Genomic DNA, 21083 nt, shown 5'->3' with positions numbered 1-21083 from the left:
AGAGAATTGAAGAACAACTTGTGTGGATTTTTACTGGTTGATTAATCGAAATAATTTTCATTGATTGATTGGTTTAAATTACTCGAAGTTTATTTGAGCGAAATTTAAGTCAGTAATTGATGAGCCAGAATTGGTACCTTGTCTTTAAATAAGGTACAAAATGATTTTAACTGAAGAGTTTGATCATGGCTCAGATTGAACGCTGGCGGCAGGCTTAACACATGCAAGTCGAGCGGAGAGAGGTAGCTTGCTACTGATCTTAGCGGCGGACGGGTGAGTAATGCTTAGGAATCTGCCTATTAGTGGGGGACAACATTTCGAAAGGAATGCTAATACCGCATACGTCCTACGGGAGAAAGCAGGGGATCTTCGGACCTTGCGCTAATAGATGAGCCTAAGTCGGATTAGCTAGTTGGTGGGGTAAAGGCCTACCAAGGCGACGATCTGTAGCGGGTCTGAGAGGATGATCCGCCACACTGGGACTGAGACACGGCCCAGACTCCTACGGGAGGCAGCAGTGGGGAATATTGGACAATGGGCGCAAGCCTGATCCAGCCATGCCGCGTGTGTGAAGAAGGCCTTATGGTTGTAAAGCACTTTAAGCGAGGAGGAGGCTACTTTAGTTAATACCTAGAGATAGTGGACGTTACTCGCAGAATAAGCACCGGCTAACTCTGTGCCAGCAGCCGCGGTAATACAGAGGGTGCAAGCGTTAATCGGATTTACTGGGCGTAAAGCGCGCGTAGGCGGCTAATTAAGTCAAATGTGAAATCCCCGAGCTTAACTTGGGAATTGCATTCGATACTGGTTAGCTAGAGTGTGGGAGAGGATGGTAGAATTCCAGGTGTAGCGGTGAAATGCGTAGAGATCTGGAGGAATACCGATGGCGAAGGCAGCCATCTGGCCTAACACTGACGCTGAGGTGCGAAAGCATGGGGAGCAAACAGGATTAGATACCCTGGTAGTCCATGCCGTAAACGATGTCTACTAGCCGTTGGGGCCTTTGAGGCTTTAGTGGCGCAGCTAACGCGATAAGTAGACCGCCTGGGGAGTACGGTCGCAAGACTAAAACTCAAATGAATTGACGGGGGCCCGCACAAGCGGTGGAGCATGTGGTTTAATTCGATGCAACGCGAAGAACCTTACCTGGCCTTGACATAGTAAGAACTTTCCAGAGATGGATTGGTGCCTTCGGGAACTTACATACAGGTGCTGCATGGCTGTCGTCAGCTCGTGTCGTGAGATGTTGGGTTAAGTCCCGCAACGAGCGCAACCCTTTTCCTTATTTGCCAGCGAGTAATGTCGGGAACTTTAAGGATACTGCCAGTGACAAACTGGAGGAAGGCGGGGACGACGTCAAGTCATCATGGCCCTTACGGCCAGGGCTACACACGTGCTACAATGGTCGGTACAAAGGGTTGCTACCTAGCGATAGGATGCTAATCTCAAAAAGCCGATCGTAGTCCGGATTGGAGTCTGCAACTCGACTCCATGAAGTCGGAATCGCTAGTAATCGCGGATCAGAATGCCGCGGTGAATACGTTCCCGGGCCTTGTACACACCGCCCGTCACACCATGGGAGTTTGTTGCACCAGAAGTAGCTAGCCTAACTGCAAAGAGGGCGGTTACCACGGTGTGGCCGATGACTGGGGTGAAGTCGTAACAAGGTAGCCGTAGGGGAACCTGCGGCTGGATCACCTCCTTAACGAAAGATTGACGATTGGTAAGAATCCACAACAAGTTGTTCTTCATAGATGTATCTGAGGGTCTGTAGCTCAGTTGGTTAGAGCACACGCTTGATAAGCGTGGGGTCACAAGTTCAAGTCTTGTCAGACCCACCATGACTTTGACTGGTTGAAGTTATAGATAAAAGATACATGACTGATGATGTAAGCTGGGGACTTAGCTTAGTTGGTAGAGCGCCTGCTTTGCACGCAGGAGGTCAGGAGTTCGACTCTCCTAGTCTCCACCAGAACTTAAGAGAAGTTCGGATTACAGAAATTAGTAAATAGAGATTTCGGTCTTGGTTTATTAACTTCTGTGATTTAAGTATCACGGTATTAAGCATGACCTGACGAAGGCGTGTTTATTCATTAACAGATTGGCAAAATTGAGTCTGAAATAAATTGTTCACTCAAGAGTTTAGATTAAGCAATTAATCTAGATGAATTGAGAACTAGCAAATTAACTGAATCAAGCGTTTTGGTATATGAATTTAGATTGAAGCTGTACAGTGTTTAAGTACACAAACAACAGATAGTAGCGATGAAGAATCGCACGGACAACACTCACTTGTAGGTGTTGACGACTGTTTGGGGTTGTATAGTCAAGTAATTAAGTGCATGTGGTGGATGCCTTGGCAGTCAGAGGCGATGAAAGACGTGATAGCCTGCGAAAAGCTCCGGGGAGGCGGCAAATATCCTTTGATCCGGAGATTTCTGAATGGGGGAACCCACCTACTTTAAGGTAGGTATTGCAACATGAATACATAGTGTTGCAAGGCGAACGAGGGGAAGTGAAACATCTCAGTACCCTTAGGAAAAGAAATCAATTGAGATTCCCTCAGTAGCGGCGAGCGAACGGGGATCAGCCCATTAAGTTATGTGTGTTTTAGTGGAACGCTCTGGGAAGTGCGAACGTAGAGGGTGATATTCCCGTACACGAAAGGGCACACATAATGATGACGAGTAGGGCGAGGCACGTGAAACCTTGTCTGAATATGGGGGGACCATCCTCCAAGGCTAAATACTCCTGACTGACCGATAGTGAACCAGTACCGTGAGGGAAAGGCGAAAAGAACCCCTGTGAGGGGAGTGAAATAGATCCTGAAACCGCATGCATACAAGCAGTGGGAGCACCTTCGTGGTGTGACTGCGTACCTTTTGTATAATGGGTCAGCGACTTATATTCAGTAGCGAGGTTAACCGTATAGGGGAGCCGTAGAGAAATCGAGTCTTAATAGGGCGTTTAGTTGCTGGGTATAGACCCGAAACCAGGCGATCTATCCATGAGCAGGTTGAAGGTTGGGTAACACTAACTGGAGGACCGAACCCACTGTCGTTGAAAAGCCAGGGGATGACTTGTGGATAGGGGTGAAAGGCTAATCAAGCCTGGTGATAGCTGGTTCTCCCCGAAAGCTATTTAGGTAGCGCCTCGGACGAATACCATAGGGGGTAGAGCACTGTTTCGGCTAGGGGGTCATCCCGACTTACCAAACCGATGCAAACTCCGAATACCTATGAGTACTATCCGGGAGACAGACTGCGGGTGCTAACGTCCGTAGTCAAGAGGAAAACAATCCAGACCGCCAGCTAAGGCCCCAAAATCATAGTTAAGTGGGAAACGATGTGGGAAGGCATAGACAGCTAGGAGGTTGGCTTAGAAGCAGCCACCCTTTAAAGAAAGCGTAATAGCTCACTAGTCGAGTCGGCCTGCGCGGAAGATGTAACGGGGCTAAAACTATGTGCCGAAGCTGCGGATTTGACATTAGTCAAGTGGTAGGGGAGCGTTCTGTAAGCCGATGAAGGTGTATTGAGAAGTATGCTGGAGGTATCAGAAGTGCGAATGCTGACGTGAGTAACGACAAAACGGGTGAAAAACCCGTTCGCCGAAAGACCAAGGGTTCCAGTCCAACGTTAATCGGGGCTGGGTGAGTCGACCCCTAAGGCGAGGCCGAAAGGCGTAGTCGATGGGAAATTGGTTAATATTCCAATACTTCTGTGTAATGCGATGAGAGGACGGAGAAGGTTAAGTCAGCCTGGCGTTGGTTGTCCAGGTGGAAGGATGTAGGTATGTATCTTAGGCAAATCCGGGGTACTCTATACTGAGATCCGATAGCAAGCTGTACTTGTACAGTGAAGTGGCTGATACCATGCTTCCAGGAAAAGTCTCTAAGCTTCAGTTACACAGGAATCGTACCCGAAACCGACACAGGTGGTCAGGTCGAGTAGACCAAGGCGCTTGAGAGAACTCTGCTGAAGGAACTAGGCAAAATGGTACCGTAACTTCGGGAGAAGGTACGCTGTTGTTGGTGATGGAACTTGCTTCCTGAGCTGACGACAGCCGCAGAAACCAGGCCGCTGCAACTGTTTATTAAAAACATAGCACTCTGCAAACACGAAAGTGGACGTATAGGGTGTGATGCCTGCCCGGTGCTGGAAGGTTAATTGATGGGGTTAGCGTAAGCGAAGCTCTTGATCGAAGCCCCAGTAAACGGCGGCCGTAACTATAACGGTCCTAAGGTAGCGAAATTCCTTGTCGGGTAAGTTCCGACCTGCACGAATGGCATAATGATGGCGGCGCTGTCTCCAGCAGAGGCTCAGTGAAATCGAAATCGCTGTGAAGATGCAGTGTACCCGCGGCTAGACGGAAAGACCCCGTGAACCTTTACTGCAGCTTGACACTGAACTTTGACCTTACTTGTGTAGGATAGGTGGGAGGCTTTGAAGTTGGAACGCTAGTTCCAATGGAGCCGTCCTTGAAATACCACCCTGGTAATGTTGAGGTTCTAACTCTGTCCCGTTATCCGGGACGAGGACCGTGTCTGGTGGGTAGTTTGACTGGGGCGGTCTCCTCCTAAAGAGTAACGGAGGAGTACGAAGGTGCGCTCAGCGTGGTCGGAAATCACGCGTAGAGTATAAAGGCAAAAGCGCGCTTAACTGCGAGACCCACAAGTCGAGCAGGTACGAAAGTAGGTCTTAGTGATCCGGTGGTTCTGTATGGAAGGGCCATCGCTCAACGGATAAAAGGTACTCTGGGGATAACAGGCTGATACCGCCCAAGAGTTCATATCGACGGCGGTGTTTGGCACCTCGATGTCGGCTCATCTCATCCTGGGGCTGAAGCAGGTCCCAAGGGTATGGCTGTTCGCCATTTAAAGAGGTACGCGAGCTGGGTTTAGAACGTCGTGAGACAGTTCGGTCCCTATCTACCGTGGGCGCTGGAAATTTGAGAGGATCTGCTCCTAGTACGAGAGGACCAGAGTGGACGAACCTCTGGTGTACCGGTTGTGACGCCAGTCGCATCGCCGGGTAGCTATGTTCGGAAGGGATAACCGCTAAAGCATCTAAGCGGGAAGCCTACCTCAAGATAAGATTTCCCTAGGAATTTATTCCTCTAAAGAGCCGTTCGAGACTAGGACGTTGATAGGTTGGATGTGGAAGCATAGTGATATGTGAAGCTGACCAATACTAATTGCTCGTGAGGCTTGACTATACAACACCCAAGCAGTTGTATATGAAGCATCAATCGATTCATAAACATGCAAAGCAACTTGATTTAGTTATACTACTAGCTAAAATGAACAACGAAAAATCAGACCAATCAGCCCATCTGTAAAGATTTGGAAAACGCAACGTATCACACAGTGAATAAAACGAAGCAAGTATCCATACCAGTTGTGCTGGCGACCATAGCAAGAGTGAACCACCTGATCCCTTCCCGAACTCAGAAGTGAAACCTCTTAGCGCTGATGGTAGTGTGGGGTTACCCATGTGAGAGTAAGTCATCGCCAGCTCATTATTCTAAACACCCCCGTTCTAACGAATGGGGGTGTTTCTTTTATTGGGGAATTTAATTTTTAATAAAAGATAGGTCCAAAATTAGATTTGTATTCTTGCTGTATTCTATGAATATAATGACGAACTCTATTATTTTTGGGTACGTCCATGAAAATCAATTCTTTCTCTCCAATACCTGAAGATGATGAAGAGCTATCTTTGCCTACATTGATTTATTGGGCATCTCTAGGTGATATCGATCAAGTAAAAGAATTACTAATAGAGGGAGAGGATCCTAATCAGATAGATGATGAGGGATATAGTGCTCTACAAGCAGCTGCTGAAAATGATCATTTAGAGATAGTTCAACTCTTAATTGAAAAAGGTGCGCATGTCGCTTACAAAAGTGAATACACAGCATTAGAGCTTGCAGAAATGGCTGGTAATACTGATGTAGTGGAGTATTTAAAGAGTTTATAAAATTAAAGGCCTCTTTTGTTTAGAAAAGAGACCTTTTGTTCAATTAAGACAAATGATATTTCTGTAGTTTCTCAACAATGGATTGAAGACCTTTTACTTCAAACTCATTAGCTTCGAATTTTTCATCTTTATTACGTTTAAATATATCTCTTATCTCTATTACAGCATTCGGGTCAATAATACTTAAACTTGAGGTGACTTGACGTATTTGACTAATAGAACGAGAGCCATTTGTTGAACCATAGCCAATAAATGCAGCAGGTTTACCACCCCACTCCTTGCCGACATAATCAAGTGCATTTTTTAAAGCTGGGCTGTAACCATGGTTGTATTCTGGGCTAATAAAGATAAATGCGTCTGCTTGAGCAATTTTGTCTGCCCATTCTTGTTGTTTAGGTTGATCATAAATCCCGGTAGCAGGTGGGTGAGAGCCTGAAAATAACGGTAAATTCCACTCTTTTAAATCAATTACTTCTGTCTGAAAATCTTCTAGATTAAATGATGGAATTGTGGATTCTAGCCAATTGGCAACTTTAATTGCTGTACGTCCTTCACGAACACTTCCTACGATAATATAGACCAGCATGTATTTTTCCTAAGAATTTTTATCTTTATAACTTAATTCATTCTATAGGTAGGAGAGAATATAGAATTTGTAAGGATTCTTATGTCACTAATAAAAATTAAATCATAAAAAAGCCCTCATGTAGAGGGCTTTTTTATTTACATTAGCTTAATGCCTTGTTGGCCTTCAGGAGTAACCTTAAATATTTCTACTTCAAAGGTAATATTTTTCCCAGCTAATGGGTGATTAAAATCAATTTCTGTAATGTCATCATTAACTGATTTTACTACACCGAATAAGGTGGTTTTTGCCTTATCTTCAAACTCGATCATATGACCAGGAATAGGGCGTTGTTCAAACTTAACTGTATCGAAAGTTTGAACATTTTCTGGATTCCACGGACCAAAAGCCTCTTCTGGTGGAAGGTGTACTGTACGGCGGTCACCTGCACGTAAACCGAATAATGCTTTTTCGAAACCTGGTAAAAGGTTTCCGTCACCAATAGTCAGACTAACTGGCTCTTCACGGCTACGTGTATTGTCAATTTCTACACCATTTTCGATAGCTACAGAAAAGTGTAGGTCGACTTTAGAGCCTTCTTGGATACGAATTTCTTCGTTAGGTTGAATAATTTCGGTCATATTATGCATCCGAATTTTGGTTACGTTGCTTCTCAAGGAAGAATGTATCAATGAGTAGCAAAATCGTACCTAGAGTGATGGCACTGTCCGCAATATTAAAAGCTGGAAAGTGATGATTTTGGTAATAAACATGAATGAAATCGACCACATAACCTAGGGTAACACGGTCAATTAAATTGCCTAAAGCTCCACCTAAAATTAAAGCGATGGCTACAGGTAGCACCACCATTTTTTTAGGCATACGCATTAACCAAAATACAAAAAGTACTGAAACTAAGCCCGCCAAAGATGTGAAGAAATAGCGCTGCCATCCTCCTGCATCAGATAAAAAGCTAAAAGCTGCACCATAGTTATGTAATAGTGTCCAGTTTAAAAATGGAAGTACAGGTACAGGATCTGCATAGTTTAGATGTGTACTCGCAATCCATTTTGTCCATTGATCCAATACAATGGCAAGGACAGAAACTCCAAGCCAAATCAGATTATGTGGATAAAACTGGAATAAGCCTTTTTTAGCTTGTGAATTAGGCATATTTTCTCACTTCGCCACGACCAGTGACGTTCACAATACAACGACCACATAAACCAGGATGATCGGCATGTGTATTTACATCTGGAAGGACGTGCCAGCAACGTGCACATTTTTCACCTTCAGCTGCAGATATTTGTACACGTAAGCCTTCCATTTCAGTTGCTTCACCTTGCTCAGCAAATGGATGTACTACTACTTGCGAAGTAATAAGAACAAAACGGAGTTCATCAGCCAGTTGGTTTAAAACTGTTTGTAATGATTCACTTGCCCAAAGTTCAACTTTGGCTGAAAGATTACTGCCGACAAGTTTAGCGTTACGCGCTGCTTCAATCTGTTTATTTACTGCAGATTTTACGCTAATCAATGTTTGCCAATCTTCTTCAGAAAGCAAGTTTGCTTTTGATGAAACAGGTAAGTCATACCATTCTGAAGTAAATACATACTTTTCAGTTTGTTCTGGAATCAATGGCCAAGCTTCTTGAGCCGTAAAGCTTAAGATTGGGCTCATCCAACGGATAAATGCTTGAACAATATGATAAAGCGCTGTTTGTGCAGAACGACGTGCCTGAGAATCTGCTTTAGTGGTGTATTGACGGTCTTTGATAATATCTAGGTAGAAACCACCTAAGTCATTAATACAGAAGCTTGTTAACGCACTACACACCACATGGAAGTTCATTTCTTCATAGGCAGTGATAATAGTTTGTTGTACTTCATTCGCACGCTGCAAGATGTATTGATCTAGAGCGATAAGGTCATCTACGTCCAGAGCATCAGTACTTGGTTTGAAACCATTTAGGTTCGCAAGCAAGAAGCGTAGGGTATTACGAATACGGCGATAGCTATCACTTACACGGCTAAAGATTTCTTTCGATGCTGCGATTTCATAACGGTAGTCGCTAGACGCTACATATAGTCGTAAACCATCTGCACCAAGCTGTTTGATGATTTCTTCAAGCGGGATATAGTTGCCTAAAGATTTCGACAATTTACGACCGTTTTCGTCCACTGTAAAACCATGAGTTAACAAGGCTTTATATGGCGCACGATTGTGAATTGCCATAGATGTTAATAAAGAAGATTGGAACCAGCCACGGTGTTGGTCTGAACCCTCTAAATATAAGTCAGCAGGGCTTTCTAATTCATCACGTTGCTCAAGTACAGCGTAATGCGTTGTACCAGAGTCGAACCATACATCGAGTGTATCGCGAACAGCGTTATATTGTTCAGCATCTTCACCGATGAAGTCTTTTGCTTCACGTTTGAACCATGCTTCGATACCTTCTTCTTCGATCAGTTGAGCAACTTCTTCGATGAGTTCAGGTGTACGAGGGTGTAATTCGTTCGTATCTTTATGAACGAAGAATGGAATTGGAACACCCCAAGTACGTTGACGTGAAATACACCAGTCCGGACGACCTTCGATCATTGATTCAATACGGTTTTTACCCCAGTTCGGTACAAACTCGATATCATTTTCAATGGCATTAAGCGCACCTTCACGTAATCCTTTTTGATCCATGCTAATGAACCACTGTGGTGTAGCACGGAAAATAATTGGAGTCTTATGGCGCCAGCAGTGTGGGTAGCTATGTTTAATTGGCTGATGAGCCCATAAACGGCCTACAGCACCTAAAGCTTCAATAATCTTTGGATTAGCTTTATAGATGTGTTCACCAGCGTAGATTGGAGCAGTTGGTAAATAAACACCGTTACCACCTACTGGGTTATCTACTTTAAGGTTGTATTGAAGACCTACTTTATAGTCGTCTGCACCGTGGCCAGGCGCTGTATGTACGGCACCTGTACCGCTTGTTGCGATAACGTGTTCACCTAAAATAACCGGAACTTGACGATCAGTAAGTAAAGGGTGTTGTAGGGTAAGGTTTTCAAGAGCCGAACCAGTAAAATCAGCTAAAACAACTGGGTTTTCAAGCTTGTAACGCTCAATCGCTGAAGCAACTAAGTCTTTAGCAAGAATGAAGTTTTGCTTACCGCGCTCAGTTGTCACTTGCACCAATTGATATTCAATTTCGGCATGCAACGCAACGGCTTTGTTAGCTGGTAATGTCCATGGTGTAGTGGTCCAGATCACGATATCTGTCGGATCTTGAACTTCTACGTTTAAACGGACACTTAAATCTTTGAGATCGACAACGCCAAAACCAACGTCAATTGCGTCAGATTTTTTATCTTCGTATTCAACTTCTGCTTCAGCAAGAGCTGAACCACAGTCCATACACCAGTTCACTGGCTTTAAGCCTGGCTGGATATGGCCATTTTTCTGGATGAGACCTAGAGCACGAACAATATCGGCTTCTTGTTTGTAATTCATGGTGAGATAAGGATTATCCCAGTCACCTAAAATACCAAGACGTTTAAAGTCAGTACGCTGTAAATCAATTTGTTTTAGCGCGTATTCACGGCAAAGTTTGCGGAAAGTTGCTGCGTCAACTTTTTCGCCCACTTTACCTACTTTCTCTTCAACTTTTAGTTCGATTGGTAAGCCATGACAGTCCCAACCCGGAACATATGGTGCATCAAAACCTGAAAGCGTACGGCTTTTTACAATAACGTCTTTGAGTACTTTATTGACTGCGTGACCCAAGTGAATTGTACCGTTCGCATATGGAGGGCCATCATGCAAAATATATTTTTTCTTGCCAATACGCGATGCACGAATCTGCTGATAAATGTTGTCGGTATACCACTCTTCTAACCATTTCACTTCACGTACTGCCAAATTTGCTTTCATTGCAAATTGAGTATCCGGCAGGTTTAGCGTGGCTTTGTAGTCCACTGCATTCTCAGGAGTTTGCTTATCGCTCATGCAAGTTTTCTTCCAGTTTAATCAGCTTGGGAGCTGACATGTTTTACAATCAAAATTCGAATTAAAAAGGAAATTGTGTCGTGTCGTTACGGTATTGTCGTAACTGTTGCACGTCATTATCAATTCCAGCCTTAAGTGCTTCAAGCGAAGGGTAGTTCAATTCACCATGAAGATAGTGAAGAAAAGTCACCCGCATAAATAAGCCATACAGATTAGCAGAAACATCAGGGAAATGTACTTCTAATCTCCATTCTGGATGTTCTTGCTGAATGGCGGGACGTGTACCGACATGACCTGCGCCATAGAGGCTATTTTCATGATATCCGGCAATTCCCGGTTTTTCAGGTGTTTCTTGGCGCACTTTTTCAGTGAGAGAAGTCGTTTCGCAAATGACTTCAACGCCATAAATACCGTTTAAACAAGGTTTGTGGCGATTGAGACGAACATTAATGGTTGGAAAATCAAGAGTTCGTCCAATTTGGTCGCCATATTGGACACGTCCAGTAATACTGTATGGACGGCCTAATAATTTAGCTGCTAAAGCAAGATTACCCACTTGAAGTACTTGGCGAATACGGGTTGAACTTACGCGTTCACCTTCAAGTTCAATGGTATGTAAATTTGTTACTTGGAAGCCATAATCTTTTAAAAATTCACTGTTGCCTTGGCGGTCTTTACCGAAATGAAAGTCATCCCCCAAAACTAATGACTGCGCATTTAATTTATCTTTTAATAAGTCTGCGAAGGCAGATGCGCTCATGCTACGGAAATGCTCATCAAACTTAGCAACCGCAATATAGTCAACGCCAAGCTCAGCTAGATATTCAACTTTTTCTCGTAATGAGTTAATACGAGGAGGAGCATCGTAACCTTTAAAGAACTCAAGCGGCTGTGGCTCAAAAATCATGACCAGTGTTTTTAAGCCTTGTGCTGCAGCAATGTTTTTGAGTTGAGCAATCATCGCTTGGTGGCCTAAATGGACACCATCAAAATTACCAATAGTTACCGCTGTTGGAGGTAACTGAAAATTGGGCGATAACGCATTAAGACGAAGCAGTTTCATGAACTTAAAATATGGCTATTTTTGCAAGGGCTATATATTGCCATAATCTCACAGATTCGTCTTGTTGTTGTGTTTTTACTCAGTTATTTTTCAATATGAATATCTTTATATTTAAAATACTGATGAATTAAATAAAAATAAATCAATTTTTCTTATTAATAGTTTGCTCTACTATGTCTTTATCCACTCTTTGATTAGAGAACTAAGATGAAAAAACCCTTTTATCAATTAAATCAAAGCAAAGATGTTATACGACATTTTACTCCAAATTGGTTTACAGCGACTATGGGTACTGGCGTGGTGAGTATGATTTTAATCCAGCTGCCATTTGCTCAATCATTTTTATTCACGCTAGCAACTTTGTTATGGCAATTTAATATTATTTTGTTCAGTGTTTTTTCAGTTCTTTATTTATTGCGGTGGTTTCTTTTCCCTCATGAGGCGAAGCAAATATTTAACCATCCCAATATGAGCTTGTTTTTAGGGGCTATCCCAATGGGGCTTGCAACGATATTAAATGGTTTTTTAAGCTTCGGTGTCGGGCTTTACGGTGAAGTGGCAATACATATTGCTCAAGCTTTATGGTACATCGATGTCTTTTTCGCACTGGCCATTGCGTGGATCGTGCCATTTTGTATGTTTAGTCGTCAGAACCATCAGCTACATACCATGACTGCAATCTGGCTTTTACCTGTGGTTGCCTGTGAAGTAGCCGCAAGTTCTGCGGGTATGTTGGTTACACATTTACCAGCAGATGTACACAGCTTTCATTTATTAATGGCTGGCTATGTACTTTGGGGAATCTCTGTTTTACCAGCATTCGCTATTCTGACAATTTTAATGCTGCGTATGGCTTTGCATCAGTTACCAGAAAAAGAAGTCGCAATTTCTAGCTGGTTGTCTTTAGGCCCTATTGGTACAGGTGCATTAGGTTTATTGTTATTAGGGCAGCAGGCACAAAGAGTGGCGCCAAACGTAGGATTTCACCAATTTGCGAATGTCTTTCAAGCTTTAGGAGTTGTAGGCAGTCTTGTACTTTTAGGCTTTGGGTTATGGTGGCTTGGTCTTGCGATTTTAACAACGCTTCGTCACGCAAAGACAGGTATTCCATTTAACTTGGGCTGGTGGGGCTTAACCTTTCCATTAGGTGTATTTATTCTTGCACTGTTTAATTTAGGACATCAGGTTGAAGTTGTATTTTTACAATACGTTGCTGTGGCGTTGAGTCTTTTATTATTGGCAATGTGGGGCGTAGTAATGAAGAAAACGCTTGCAGGAGCATATAGCGGTCAACTGTTCTTCTCACCATGTTTAATCGCTTTACAACAAAAAGTACAGTAATGATGAAAAGGTGTAAAAAGCTTTTGCACCTGATTTATACTTATTTTCTAACTTATTTAATTTTGATTTGAGCTTTTTGAATGAACACTGATATTGCTTTGATTATGGCACTTCCTAATGAATCTAAGGGTTTATTTGAACAAGCAGGTGTTGAAGTCCATTACAGTGGTATTGGTAAGATTAATGCTGCCTTTAAAGCATTTGAAGTTATTCAAAAAACAGGATGCAAAACTCTAATTAATTTAGGTACAGCGGGAAGCTCTGCATTTAATCGACATGATTTAGTCGAAGTAAAAACTTTTGTACAACGGGATATGGATGTTTCACCCCTAGGTTTTGAAGTAGGTGTAACGCCGTTAGATGGTCATTTGGCGGCAGAGATTCATCTTCAACCACATTTTATTGATTTGCCAAAAGCAGTATGTGGAACAGGTGATTCATTTGAAACAGGTCAGCCAAAAGTAGCTTGTGATGTGGTTGACATGGAAGGCTATGCTTTAGCTAAAGTGTGCCACAAGTTAGGTGTACGATTAATCTCGGTGAAGTATATTACTGATGGGGCAGATGACACTGCGCATCTGGATTGGGAAGAAAATTTATTGTTAGGGGCCCAGAAACTCCTAGCACTTTATCAAAATCATTTCTAAAAAAAAGATCGGCAAATTTGCCGATCTTTTTTATTTTAGCGAGGTAATACGCCGTATAGCATCATATGTACCGTATGCTCAATCGAACGCTGGAACATACTGCGGTTACGAAGCGTTTTACCAGTCACCATTTCCATTTGAGTTGCAAAATCTGCATAGTTTTGCGTAAGGCCCCAAATATTTAAGATTAATAATTCTGGGTCGATATCTGGGGAAATCTTTCCTTCTTCTTGCCAAGTCTGAATGACTTTAGCTTTGCGTTTAAATAGCTTTTTCAAAGGCCCTTTCAGTATAGGCAAAATATGTGGAGCGCCTTGAATAATTTCTAGTGCAAACAATCTAGATGCTTTCGGTTGGCTACGAGACAGTTCGATTTTTTGAATTAAATAGTGAGATAAGGCTTCGGCTGGTTCTAATTCAGCTTCTAAAGTTTGTAAGGGGGCCAACCATTTTTGTAAAACGGTTGTGAGCACTTCTACATATAAAGACTCTTTATTTTCATAGTAATAGAAAATATTCGACTTATGCATGTCGGCGAGTTGGGCAATTTCATCCAGACTTGCTCCACTGAACCCATAGACTGAAAATACGTCAAGGGCCGCAGCAAGAAGCTGATTGCGCTTTTGGGTACTCTTTTTTTGTTCCATCTGCTGCATAATTAAAAAAATAGTATTCCCATTGTAAGGGAAATTGTTTGATTTGTGCACAGGTGTCTTGCTTTTTTAATCAAAAAACGGCTACTTATTTGTGTAATAGATATACTATTGTGCAAAAAATAGAGAGATTCACTAGTTTATTGTTATTCTTAAAAATATTTTTTTATTTTCGCCCTAAAAAAGAGCAATAAAACAGCAGTTTTATTGCTCGTAAATTGGGCATTTTTTGGTTGAACAGTTCTCATTACTCATCGCAACCTTAAGTTGCCAAAACCGCATCGAGTACTTGTTGTTCAAGCTGAGCAAAAGTAATACTTTTTTTACGCGGGCGCGGCAAATTAACTTGGAAACTTTGAGCAATCTGACCCTTATCTAATAAAATAATACGGTCAGCTAATTGCACTGCTTCACTCACATCGTGTGTGACTAAAATTGCAGTAAAGCCTTGCTCCTTCCACAAGCGTTCAATCAAGCTTTGCATCTCAAGCCGAGTTAACGCATCTAATGCACCCAAAGGTTCGTCTAGCAACAATATGCGCGGCGTATGTGATAGTGCACGGGCTAGGGCAGTACGCTGACGTTGACCACCTGAAAGCTGGGAAGGCCATTGTCCTGATTTCTCTTTTAAACCGACTTTTTCTAGTAATTCTTCTGCTAAAGCATGTTGCGATTTTGGTAGCCCAAGTTGAACATTTTGAAGAATATTTCTCCAAGGAAGTAAACGAGGATCTTGGAACATTACTCGAATATCATCGTTCGTAATGCCTTCACGTAAATGTCGGGCAGATTTAAATTTGATTTCCCCAAAGCTGGCTTTTTCAAGTTGAGCAATTAAACGGAGTAACGTACTTTTGCCACAACCACTTCGGCCAACAATTGCTAAAAACTCACCCGGCTGGATGTGTAGGTCAAGATCTTCGAGGACCTTTACCTCGCCATAGAATTTATAAAGTTGCTCAATCAGAATCTCTGCACCTAATACAGGTTCTTGAGATTCTGTTGGTTCTTCCGGAATGAGCTGCACTTCATTCTGATTAATATTTAAATTCAGATTTGTCATGTTCTAAGCTCCCTTATTTCTGATATCCAGAGTGCCAACGTAGTAAATAGCGTTCCAAAAGCTGTGCTAAAACATCTGCCAGTTTGCCTAGTAAGGCGTACAGAAGAATACCGACCAGAACTACATCCGTTTGTAAAAACTCACGTGCATTCATGGTCATATAACCAATACCTGCTTGAGCTGAAATGGTTTCAGCAACAATGAGCAATACCCAAACCAAACCTAAAGCAAAGCGTAAACCCACTAAAATAGAAGGCATCGCACCCGGTAGAATAATTTCTTTGTAAAGCTGCCAGCGAGAAAGCCCATAGCTTTTGCCCATCTCAATCAATTGAGGGTCAACTGATCGAATACCGTGATAGGTATTAATATAAATGGGGAAGAAAACACCTACGGCGACTAAAAATAATTTTGCTGTTTCATCAATCCCGAACCACAAGATGACGAGTGGGATAAGTGCTAAGGCTGGGATGTTACGAATCATTTGTAAGGTCGTATCGAGCAGGGTAGAGGCGAAACGCGAAGACCCGTTGAGTAGACCTAATAACAAACCTAAACCGCCACCAATCAACAACCCCAGTAAAGCACGCCCTGCACTCACTTTAACGTGCTGCCAAAGTTCTCCACTCACCAGTAGATGCCAAAAAGCGGAAACAACAGCAGTAGGTGCAGGTAAAATACGGCTTTCTAAAAGACCCGAACTTGAGGCAATTTGCCAAACAACCAATAGAAGAATAGGGAAAATCCAAGGCAGCAAACGCTGCCCGATTTGTTTTGTTCCACGTGAAACAACACTTTCAGCTTTGCTCATGCAGGCTCCTTGACGGAACTATTTTGCTTCTTCTCGTCTGGAACATAATTGTTGGCAATAATTTCACCGAATGGACCGGTTAAATTTGGCTGAGCAAGTTTAGCGCGAGTTTCAATTGGTAATAACGGGAATACTAACTCTGCAAAACGAATTGATTCTTCAAGGTGTGGATAGCCTGAGAAAATGAAAGTATCAATACCTAAATCAGCATATTCCTGAATACGGGCAGCAACGGTTTCAGGATCGCCTACAAGTGCTGTACCTGCACCACCACGAACTAAACCAATACCAGCCCAAAGGTTTGGAGATACTTCTAGTTTGTCTCGATTACCGCCGTGGAGAGCCGCCATACGTTGTTGGCCTACAGAGTCCATTTGTGCAAATTTTTTCTGTGCGGCAGCAATAGTCGCATCATCAAGATATTGGATAAGCTCGTTCGCTGCTGCCCAAGCTTGTTCGTTGGTTTCACGAACAATCACATGCAAGCGAATACCATAAGTTAATTTACGGCCTTTAGCCTCAGCTTTGGCACGAACATGTTCGATCTTTTGTTTTACGGCTTCAGGTGGTTCACCCCACGTAAGGTAAGTATCGACTTGCTCAGCAGCCAAATCGACAGCGACGTCTGAAGAGCCACCGAACCAAAGTGGTGGGTAAGGCTTTTGAACAGGTGGGTAAAGTAGTTTTGCATCATCCACTTGTAAACGTTCACCATGGAATGTAAAAGCTTCACCTGTATGTGAGCGTGTCAAAATCTCACGCCAGATTTTTACGTATTCATTGGCAGTTTGATAACGCGTTGAGTGATCTTCATATAAACCATCACCGCGTAATTCAGCCTCATCACCACCAGTCACTAAGTTGAGTAATACACGACCATTCGACAAACGGTCAAACGTTGCAGCCATACGAGCAGCTAAAGCTGGTGTGGTTACCCCTGGTCGTAATGCAACTAAAAATTTAAGGTGTTGAGTTGCATCAATTAGGCTAGCCGCCGTAATCCAAGGATCTTCACATGAACGACCTGTTGGTATAAGTACACCTTCGTAACCTAAATTATCTACTGCCACAGCAATTTGCTTCATATAGGCATGGTCAACCTGACGAGCGCCTTTACTTGTACCTAAATAGCGACTATCACCGTGGGTAGGAATAAACCAGAAAATTTTCATGTGCATTACCTATATGTCTATTGAAATTACTTGGCGCCCCAAACAGCTTGTTTAATGCTGATTGGTTTAGGGATGATGCCTTGTTGAGTAAAGATGTCTGCGAGTTGCTGTTGCTCAGCAATCACTTTGCTGTTAAGAGGAGCGGCTGATGAAGGGCGCGGACGGCGTTTAATAAATAAATCACTGGTTGCAGGTTTAAGACCTGTACTTTGACCAATCGCACCTGCCGTTTCTGCTTGATGGCTTTGAACCCATTTATCGGCTTGATTGATTTGTTTGATGAGCCCTGAAACAGCTTTCGGATGTTGTTTAACAAAATTTGGAGCTGCTAAATAAAATGTATAGTTCGGGCTTAAGCCTTTACCCGATGCAAGAACACGAGCTTGGTCTTCTAGTTGTGCTGAAGCGAAGTAAGGATCCCAAATGGCCCATGCATCAACGGCACCTTTTTGAAATGCTGCGCGAGCATCGGCAGGGGTAAGCCAGATGGGCGTAATATCGCTCCAGTTTAGGCCTGCTTTACGTACGGCTTGTACAAGTAAGTAATGTGAACTTGAACCTTTTTGCAGCGCAATACGTTTACCTTTTAGGTCTTTAAGCTGTTTTAGTTGCGAGTTTTTTGGAACTAAAATTGCCGATGCCAATGGCTTAGCCGCTTCATAAGCAATGTAATATAAAGGCTTGCCAGCCGCTTGTGCGTAGACAGGAGGTGTATCTCCAGTAACGCCTACATCAAGCGAACCGACAGCTAAAGCTTCTAAAATTTGTGGACCGGCAGGGAACTCATTCCAAGTAATTTTTGCATGTGGGAATTCTTGCTCAAATAGCTTTTGCTGTTTGGCAATTGCAAAGTTAATCGAGCTTTTTTGAAAACCAATACGAAGTTCTTTCACAGTTGGGTCAATTGCCCAAGCTGGCGCTACGATTGTTAAGCCTAATACAGTGACTACACTGAGGCGCTTAATTAATTGTGTCCACTGATTCTTATTAAATAACGATTGATGTTGCATATTGATATCCTTGTTCCCCTTGAGGTCAGGCACAGCATTTATATGATTATTTAAGCCGTGCCCAAGCTAGGTTTATTTCAGTTTTAAAATGGCATCTTGAATGGTGAGTTTGTTTGGAATGAGCTTTTGCGCATAAAAAGCATTAGCTACTTGTTGTTGTTCTTGTGCCACCTTGTCAGAGATTGGCTGAACTCCAAAACCCATACGTGAAATGGAAGTTTTGAGTACATCAAACTCAAGTGCGGTAGGTTTTTCGAGTAATTTGGCAGCTTCATCCTGATGTGAACTTACCCACTCAGTGGTCTGGTTAAGTGTCTGTACAACAGTGTTGAGTACTTTTGGATTATTTTCTGCAAATTTACGGTCAGCTAAATAGAACTGATGATTGCTTACTAAGTTTTCACCAGTCGCTAAAACTCGAGCTTGAATTTGATGTTCAGCTGCTGCAAAGAACGGATCCCAAATGACCCATGCATCTACTGCACCTTTTTCAAAAGCAGCACGAGCGTCTGATGGCGGCAAATAAACTGGTTGAATATCACTTAAGCTTAAGTTGTTGGCTTCTAAAACTTTTAACAATAGGTAATGAACATTCGAGCCTTTGTTAAGAGCCACACGTTTGCCTTTTAAATCTTTAATAGATTGGATGGGAGAGTCTTTTTGTACCAATAGTGCTTCAGCTTTTGGCGCAGCAGGTTGGTTTGCAACATAGACTAAATTTGGATTGGCAGCCTGAGCAAAGATCGGTGGTGCTTCACCTGCTTCACCGAGTGAAACACTTCCTACGTTTAAACCTTCAAGCAATTGAGGGCCAGCAGGGAACTCAACCCATTTCACTTGCACGCCTTGTTCTTTTAATGCTTTTTCTAAGTCACCACGAGCCTTTAAAATAGGAAGAATCCCATATTTTTGATAGCCGATATTTAAGGTTGTGGTGGCTTGTTCCTCTTTTTTGGCACAACCACTTAACATCATCACTCCTGCAAGGCTGGCCGCGATGACTGAATATTTTGCCCATGAAGTGGTGTTGAAAAGTGCCATGAGATTTCGTGCTCCCCGAAAGAGAAAAAGAAAAAAATAATTGGATGAGCAGATACCCTAAATGGATTTTTATTTCAGAAAAAATAAGTATTCGGTCTTTATTTATGCAAAAAAAAGCTAAACACAATAGGCTATAAACTTATGCGAAAAAAAGATTTATCTATTAGAAATATATTTAATGAATTTTGATTAAGTTGATGTAAATAAAATAAAAAATATTAAAATCTTAAAAAATTTAGATTTAAAAAAAGTACAACCATAAATTAATCGTGTTTACGGTTGTACTTTTTGAACTAAGCTTATCTGAAATAAGAATATCTTAAAATTAGCAAAGGCTAAGGAAGCAGTTTCTTAAAGACTAAAGAATTTCTTTGATAGTTATAGAGTGCCTGACGAGCATTTGGTAAGTCATCAACACTCACCTGATGGAAACCGTGCTCTAAGAACCAGTGGGCGGTACGGGTGGTTAAAACAAATAATTGACGAATACCTTGTTCTTTTGCCTTTTCTTCAAGGAATTGCAAAATCTGGCTACCACGGTTCGATTTACGATAACTTGGGTGTACTGCGACGCAGGCAATTTCTGCTGAACGTGTTTCATTAAATTCGGTTGGAATTGGATAAAGTGCAGCACACGCTAGAATCGTACCATCGCGCTCAATAACAGCGAACTGGCTAATCTCTTGCTCTAAACGTTCACGCGAACGATAAACTAAGATACCTTCTTCTTCTAATGGACGTAATAAATTCATTAAACCGCCCACATCTTGAATGTTGGCCATGCGAACTTCTTCATAATGCGCATCGGTAATCATGGTACCGATACCATCTCGAGTAAATAACTCTTCGAGAAGGGCGCCATCATAGGCATAAGAAATAAGATGAACGCGGTGTACGCCTGATAAAGATGCTTTTTTTGCCTGTTGCAAATGCAAGGTGAGTGTTGGGCTAATGGTTTGGTATTGTTGAATATAGTAGTCCAGTTGATGTGGGCTTAATTCACGTAATATTTGCTCATCTTCATTCAGCAATCCTTGTTGCTCACCTAGAAAAATGAGTTTATCTGCTTTTAAATAAGTTGCAGTTTTGGTCGCAACTTCTTCTGCTCGCAAGTTAAACACCTCACCTGTAGTGGAGTAACCTGTTGGCCCTAGCAGTACAATATTATGATTATCGAGGTGTCGATCAATCGCATCTGTATCGATAGAACGAACTTCACCTGTAAGCTGGAAATCCATGCCATCACGAATACCATAAGGTTTAGCAGTCACAAAATTACCTGATACCACATCTATGCGAGCGCCGTACATTGGCGAGTTTGCTAAGCCCATAGAAAGCAATGCTTCGATTTCTAGGCGGATAGAACCTACAGCACTCATGACACAGCTTAAAGATTCACGTGTGGTAATACGGCTGTTATCATAAAAAGGAGTTTCGATTCCTTTTTCTTTAAGATTTTGATTAATTTGCGGACGCGCACCGTACACGAGAATTAAGCGAATACCAAGAGAGTGCAATAAAGCAATGTCGTGAATGATATGTTCGAAATTAGGATGTCGGACTGCTTCACCACCAAACATCAACACAAATGTTTTATCGCGGTGAGCATTAATGTAGGGCGCTGAGTGTCGAAACCAGTGTACATAATGCTGGGTGTTATTATGTGACTTACTTACAGGCTTACTTGACATACCGATCTCGAATCAACAGCAAAAAGATATAAAGATGATTCTAAA

At 42.3% G+C, this 21083-nt stretch carries 15 protein-coding genes, 2 tRNA genes and 3 rRNA genes; 8 read left to right on the top strand and 12 right to left on the bottom strand.

Annotation, left to right across the window (positions count from 1 at the left end):
* Positions 1 to 167: 167 nt before the first annotated feature.
* The 6 genes from J655_RS19505 to J655_RS19480 all read left to right on the top strand — a co-directional run bounded on the left by J655_RS19505 (position 168) and on the right by J655_RS19480 (position 5978).
* Positions 168 to 1705 (top strand): 16S ribosomal RNA (locus tag J655_RS19505).
* 59 nt (positions 1706 to 1764) lie between these two features.
* Positions 1765 to 1841 (top strand) — tRNA-Ile (locus J655_RS19500).
* A 55-nt stretch (positions 1842 to 1896) separates the two neighbouring features.
* Positions 1897 to 1972: transfer RNA gene (locus tag J655_RS19495), tRNA-Ala, on the top strand.
* A 352-nt stretch (positions 1973 to 2324) separates the two neighbouring features.
* Positions 2325 to 5214 (top strand): 23S ribosomal RNA (locus tag J655_RS19490).
* A gap of 186 nt (positions 5215 to 5400) precedes the next feature.
* A 5S ribosomal RNA gene (gene rrf, locus J655_RS19485) occupies positions 5401 to 5515 on the top strand.
* The 16S, 23S and 5S rRNA genes sit together here with 2 tRNA genes alongside, the layout of an rRNA operon.
* Positions 5516 to 5666: 151 nt before the next feature.
* On the top strand, positions 5667 to 5978 hold the full coding sequence (locus J655_RS19480; RefSeq protein WP_017482372.1) for an ankyrin repeat domain-containing protein: 312 nt from the start codon (positions 5667 to 5669) through the stop codon (positions 5976 to 5978).
* 43 nt (positions 5979 to 6021) lie between these two features.
* On the opposite strand, the gene J655_RS19475 is transcribed toward J655_RS19480, so the two are convergent.
* The 5 genes from J655_RS19475 to ribF form a co-directional block, all read right to left on the bottom strand.
* On the bottom strand, positions 6022 to 6564 hold the full coding sequence (locus J655_RS19475) for an NADPH-dependent FMN reductase (RefSeq protein WP_009387643.1): 543 nt from the start codon (positions 6562 to 6564) through the stop codon (positions 6022 to 6024).
* Positions 6565 to 6701: 137 nt separating this feature from the next.
* On the bottom strand, positions 6702 to 7184 hold the full coding sequence (locus tag J655_RS19470) for an FKBP-type peptidyl-prolyl cis-trans isomerase (RefSeq protein ID WP_014208021.1): 483 nt from the start codon (positions 7182 to 7184) through the stop codon (positions 6702 to 6704).
* Position 7185: 1 nt separating this feature from the next.
* Positions 7186 to 7716 carry a signal peptidase II gene (gene lspA / locus J655_RS19465; RefSeq protein WP_017482371.1) on the bottom strand — a complete coding sequence of 177 codons (531 nt, stop codon included), beginning with the start codon at positions 7714 to 7716 and terminating at the stop codon, positions 7186 to 7188.
* Complete coding sequence (ileS, locus tag J655_RS19460; protein ID WP_032052805.1) at positions 7709 to 10546, bottom strand: isoleucine--tRNA ligase; 2838 nt, start codon at positions 10544 to 10546, stop codon at positions 7709 to 7711. Before ileS ends, lspA begins: the two co-directional genes overlap by 8 nt.
* Before the next feature lie 61 nt (positions 10547 to 10607).
* Positions 10608 to 11609, bottom strand: coding sequence for a bifunctional riboflavin kinase/FAD synthetase (gene ribF / locus J655_RS19455; protein WP_032052804.1), 1002 nt, complete (start codon positions 11607 to 11609; stop codon positions 10608 to 10610).
* Positions 11610 to 11816: 207 nt separating this feature from the next.
* Here ribF and J655_RS19450 point away from each other — a divergent pair, with 207 nt between their 5' ends.
* Together J655_RS19450 and J655_RS19445 are read left to right on the top strand one after the other, a co-directional pair.
* The gene (locus J655_RS19450) at positions 11817 to 12950 is read left to right on the top strand and encodes a TDT family transporter (RefSeq protein ID WP_032052803.1); all 1134 of its coding nucleotides are present in this window, start codon (positions 11817 to 11819) and stop codon (positions 12948 to 12950) included.
* Between the two features lie 80 nt (positions 12951 to 13030).
* Positions 13031 to 13597, top strand: a complete 567-nt coding sequence (locus J655_RS19445; protein WP_032052802.1) for a 5'-nucleosidase — start codon at positions 13031 to 13033, stop codon at positions 13595 to 13597.
* A gap of 35 nt (positions 13598 to 13632) precedes the next feature.
* On the opposite strand, the gene J655_RS19440 is transcribed toward J655_RS19445, so the two are convergent.
* The 7 genes from J655_RS19440 to argA form a co-directional block, all read right to left on the bottom strand.
* Positions 13633 to 14253, bottom strand: coding sequence for a TetR/AcrR family transcriptional regulator (locus J655_RS19440; protein ID WP_005071782.1), 621 nt, complete (start codon positions 14251 to 14253; stop codon positions 13633 to 13635).
* Positions 14254 to 14512: 259 nt separating this feature from the next.
* Positions 14513 to 15313, bottom strand: coding sequence for an ABC transporter ATP-binding protein (locus J655_RS19435; RefSeq protein WP_014208026.1), 801 nt, complete (start codon positions 15311 to 15313; stop codon positions 14513 to 14515).
* Between the two features lie 13 nt (positions 15314 to 15326).
* Entirely contained in the window at positions 15327 to 16124 is a 798-nt protein-coding gene (ssuC, locus tag J655_RS19430) for an aliphatic sulfonate ABC transporter permease SsuC (protein WP_002120785.1), read from the bottom strand.
* Positions 16121 to 17296 (bottom strand): FMNH2-dependent alkanesulfonate monooxygenase, encoded by a 1176-nt coding sequence (ssuD, locus tag J655_RS19425; protein ID WP_005071784.1) that lies wholly within the window; start codon positions 17294 to 17296, stop codon positions 16121 to 16123. Before ssuD ends, ssuC begins: the two co-directional genes overlap by 4 nt.
* Positions 17297 to 17322: 26 nt before the next feature.
* Complete coding sequence (locus J655_RS19420) at positions 17323 to 18306, bottom strand: sulfonate ABC transporter substrate-binding protein (RefSeq protein ID WP_032052801.1); 984 nt, start codon at positions 18304 to 18306, stop codon at positions 17323 to 17325.
* A 72-nt stretch (positions 18307 to 18378) separates the two neighbouring features.
* Complete coding sequence (locus J655_RS19415) at positions 18379 to 19347, bottom strand: sulfonate ABC transporter substrate-binding protein (protein ID WP_032052800.1); 969 nt, start codon at positions 19345 to 19347, stop codon at positions 18379 to 18381.
* A 335-nt stretch (positions 19348 to 19682) separates the two neighbouring features.
* Complete coding sequence (argA, locus tag J655_RS19410) at positions 19683 to 21038, bottom strand: amino-acid N-acetyltransferase (protein WP_016802669.1); 1356 nt, start codon at positions 21036 to 21038, stop codon at positions 19683 to 19685.
* Between the last annotated feature and the right edge of the window lie 45 nt (positions 21039 to 21083).

Origin of the sequence: Acinetobacter sp. 1294243, assembly GCF_000588015.1 — a bacterium.
GTDB lineage: Bacteria > Pseudomonadota > Gammaproteobacteria > Pseudomonadales > Moraxellaceae > Acinetobacter > Acinetobacter pittii.
This window is presented reverse-complemented; position numbering and strand designations above follow the sequence as displayed.

Coding starts and splice junctions, on each gene's coding strand:
- J655_RS19480 (WP_017482372.1), top strand. CDS start 5,667: ATGAAAATCAATTCTTTCTCTCCAATACCTGAAGATGATGAAGAGCTA.
- J655_RS19475 (WP_009387643.1), bottom strand. CDS start 6,564: ATGCTGGTCTATATTATCGTAGGAAGTGTTCGTGAAGGACGTACAGCA.
- J655_RS19470 (WP_014208021.1), bottom strand. CDS start 7,184: ATGACCGAAATTATTCAACCTAACGAAGAAATTCGTATCCAAGAAGGC.
- lspA (WP_017482371.1), bottom strand. CDS start 7,716: ATGCCTAATTCACAAGCTAAAAAAGGCTTATTCCAGTTTTATCCACAT.
- ileS (WP_032052805.1), bottom strand. CDS start 10,546: ATGAGCGATAAGCAAACTCCTGAGAATGCAGTGGACTACAAAGCCACG.
- ribF (WP_032052804.1), bottom strand. CDS start 11,609: ATGAAACTGCTTCGTCTTAATGCGTTATCGCCCAATTTTCAGTTACCT.
- J655_RS19450 (WP_032052803.1), top strand. CDS start 11,817: ATGAAAAAACCCTTTTATCAATTAAATCAAAGCAAAGATGTTATACGA.
- J655_RS19445 (WP_032052802.1), top strand. CDS start 13,031: ATGAACACTGATATTGCTTTGATTATGGCACTTCCTAATGAATCTAAG.
- J655_RS19440 (WP_005071782.1), bottom strand. CDS start 14,253: ATGCAGCAGATGGAACAAAAAAAGAGTACCCAAAAGCGCAATCAGCTT.
- J655_RS19435 (WP_014208026.1), bottom strand. CDS start 15,313: ATGACAAATCTGAATTTAAATATTAATCAGAATGAAGTGCAGCTCATT.
- ssuC (WP_002120785.1), bottom strand. CDS start 16,124: ATGAGCAAAGCTGAAAGTGTTGTTTCACGTGGAACAAAACAAATCGGG.
- ssuD (WP_005071784.1), bottom strand. CDS start 17,296: ATGAAAATTTTCTGGTTTATTCCTACCCACGGTGATAGTCGCTATTTA.
- J655_RS19420 (WP_032052801.1), bottom strand. CDS start 18,306: ATGCAACATCAATCGTTATTTAATAAGAATCAGTGGACACAATTAATT.
- J655_RS19415 (WP_032052800.1), bottom strand. CDS start 19,347: ATGGCACTTTTCAACACCACTTCATGGGCAAAATATTCAGTCATCGCG.
- argA (WP_016802669.1), bottom strand. CDS start 21,038: ATGTCAAGTAAGCCTGTAAGTAAGTCACATAATAACACCCAGCATTAT.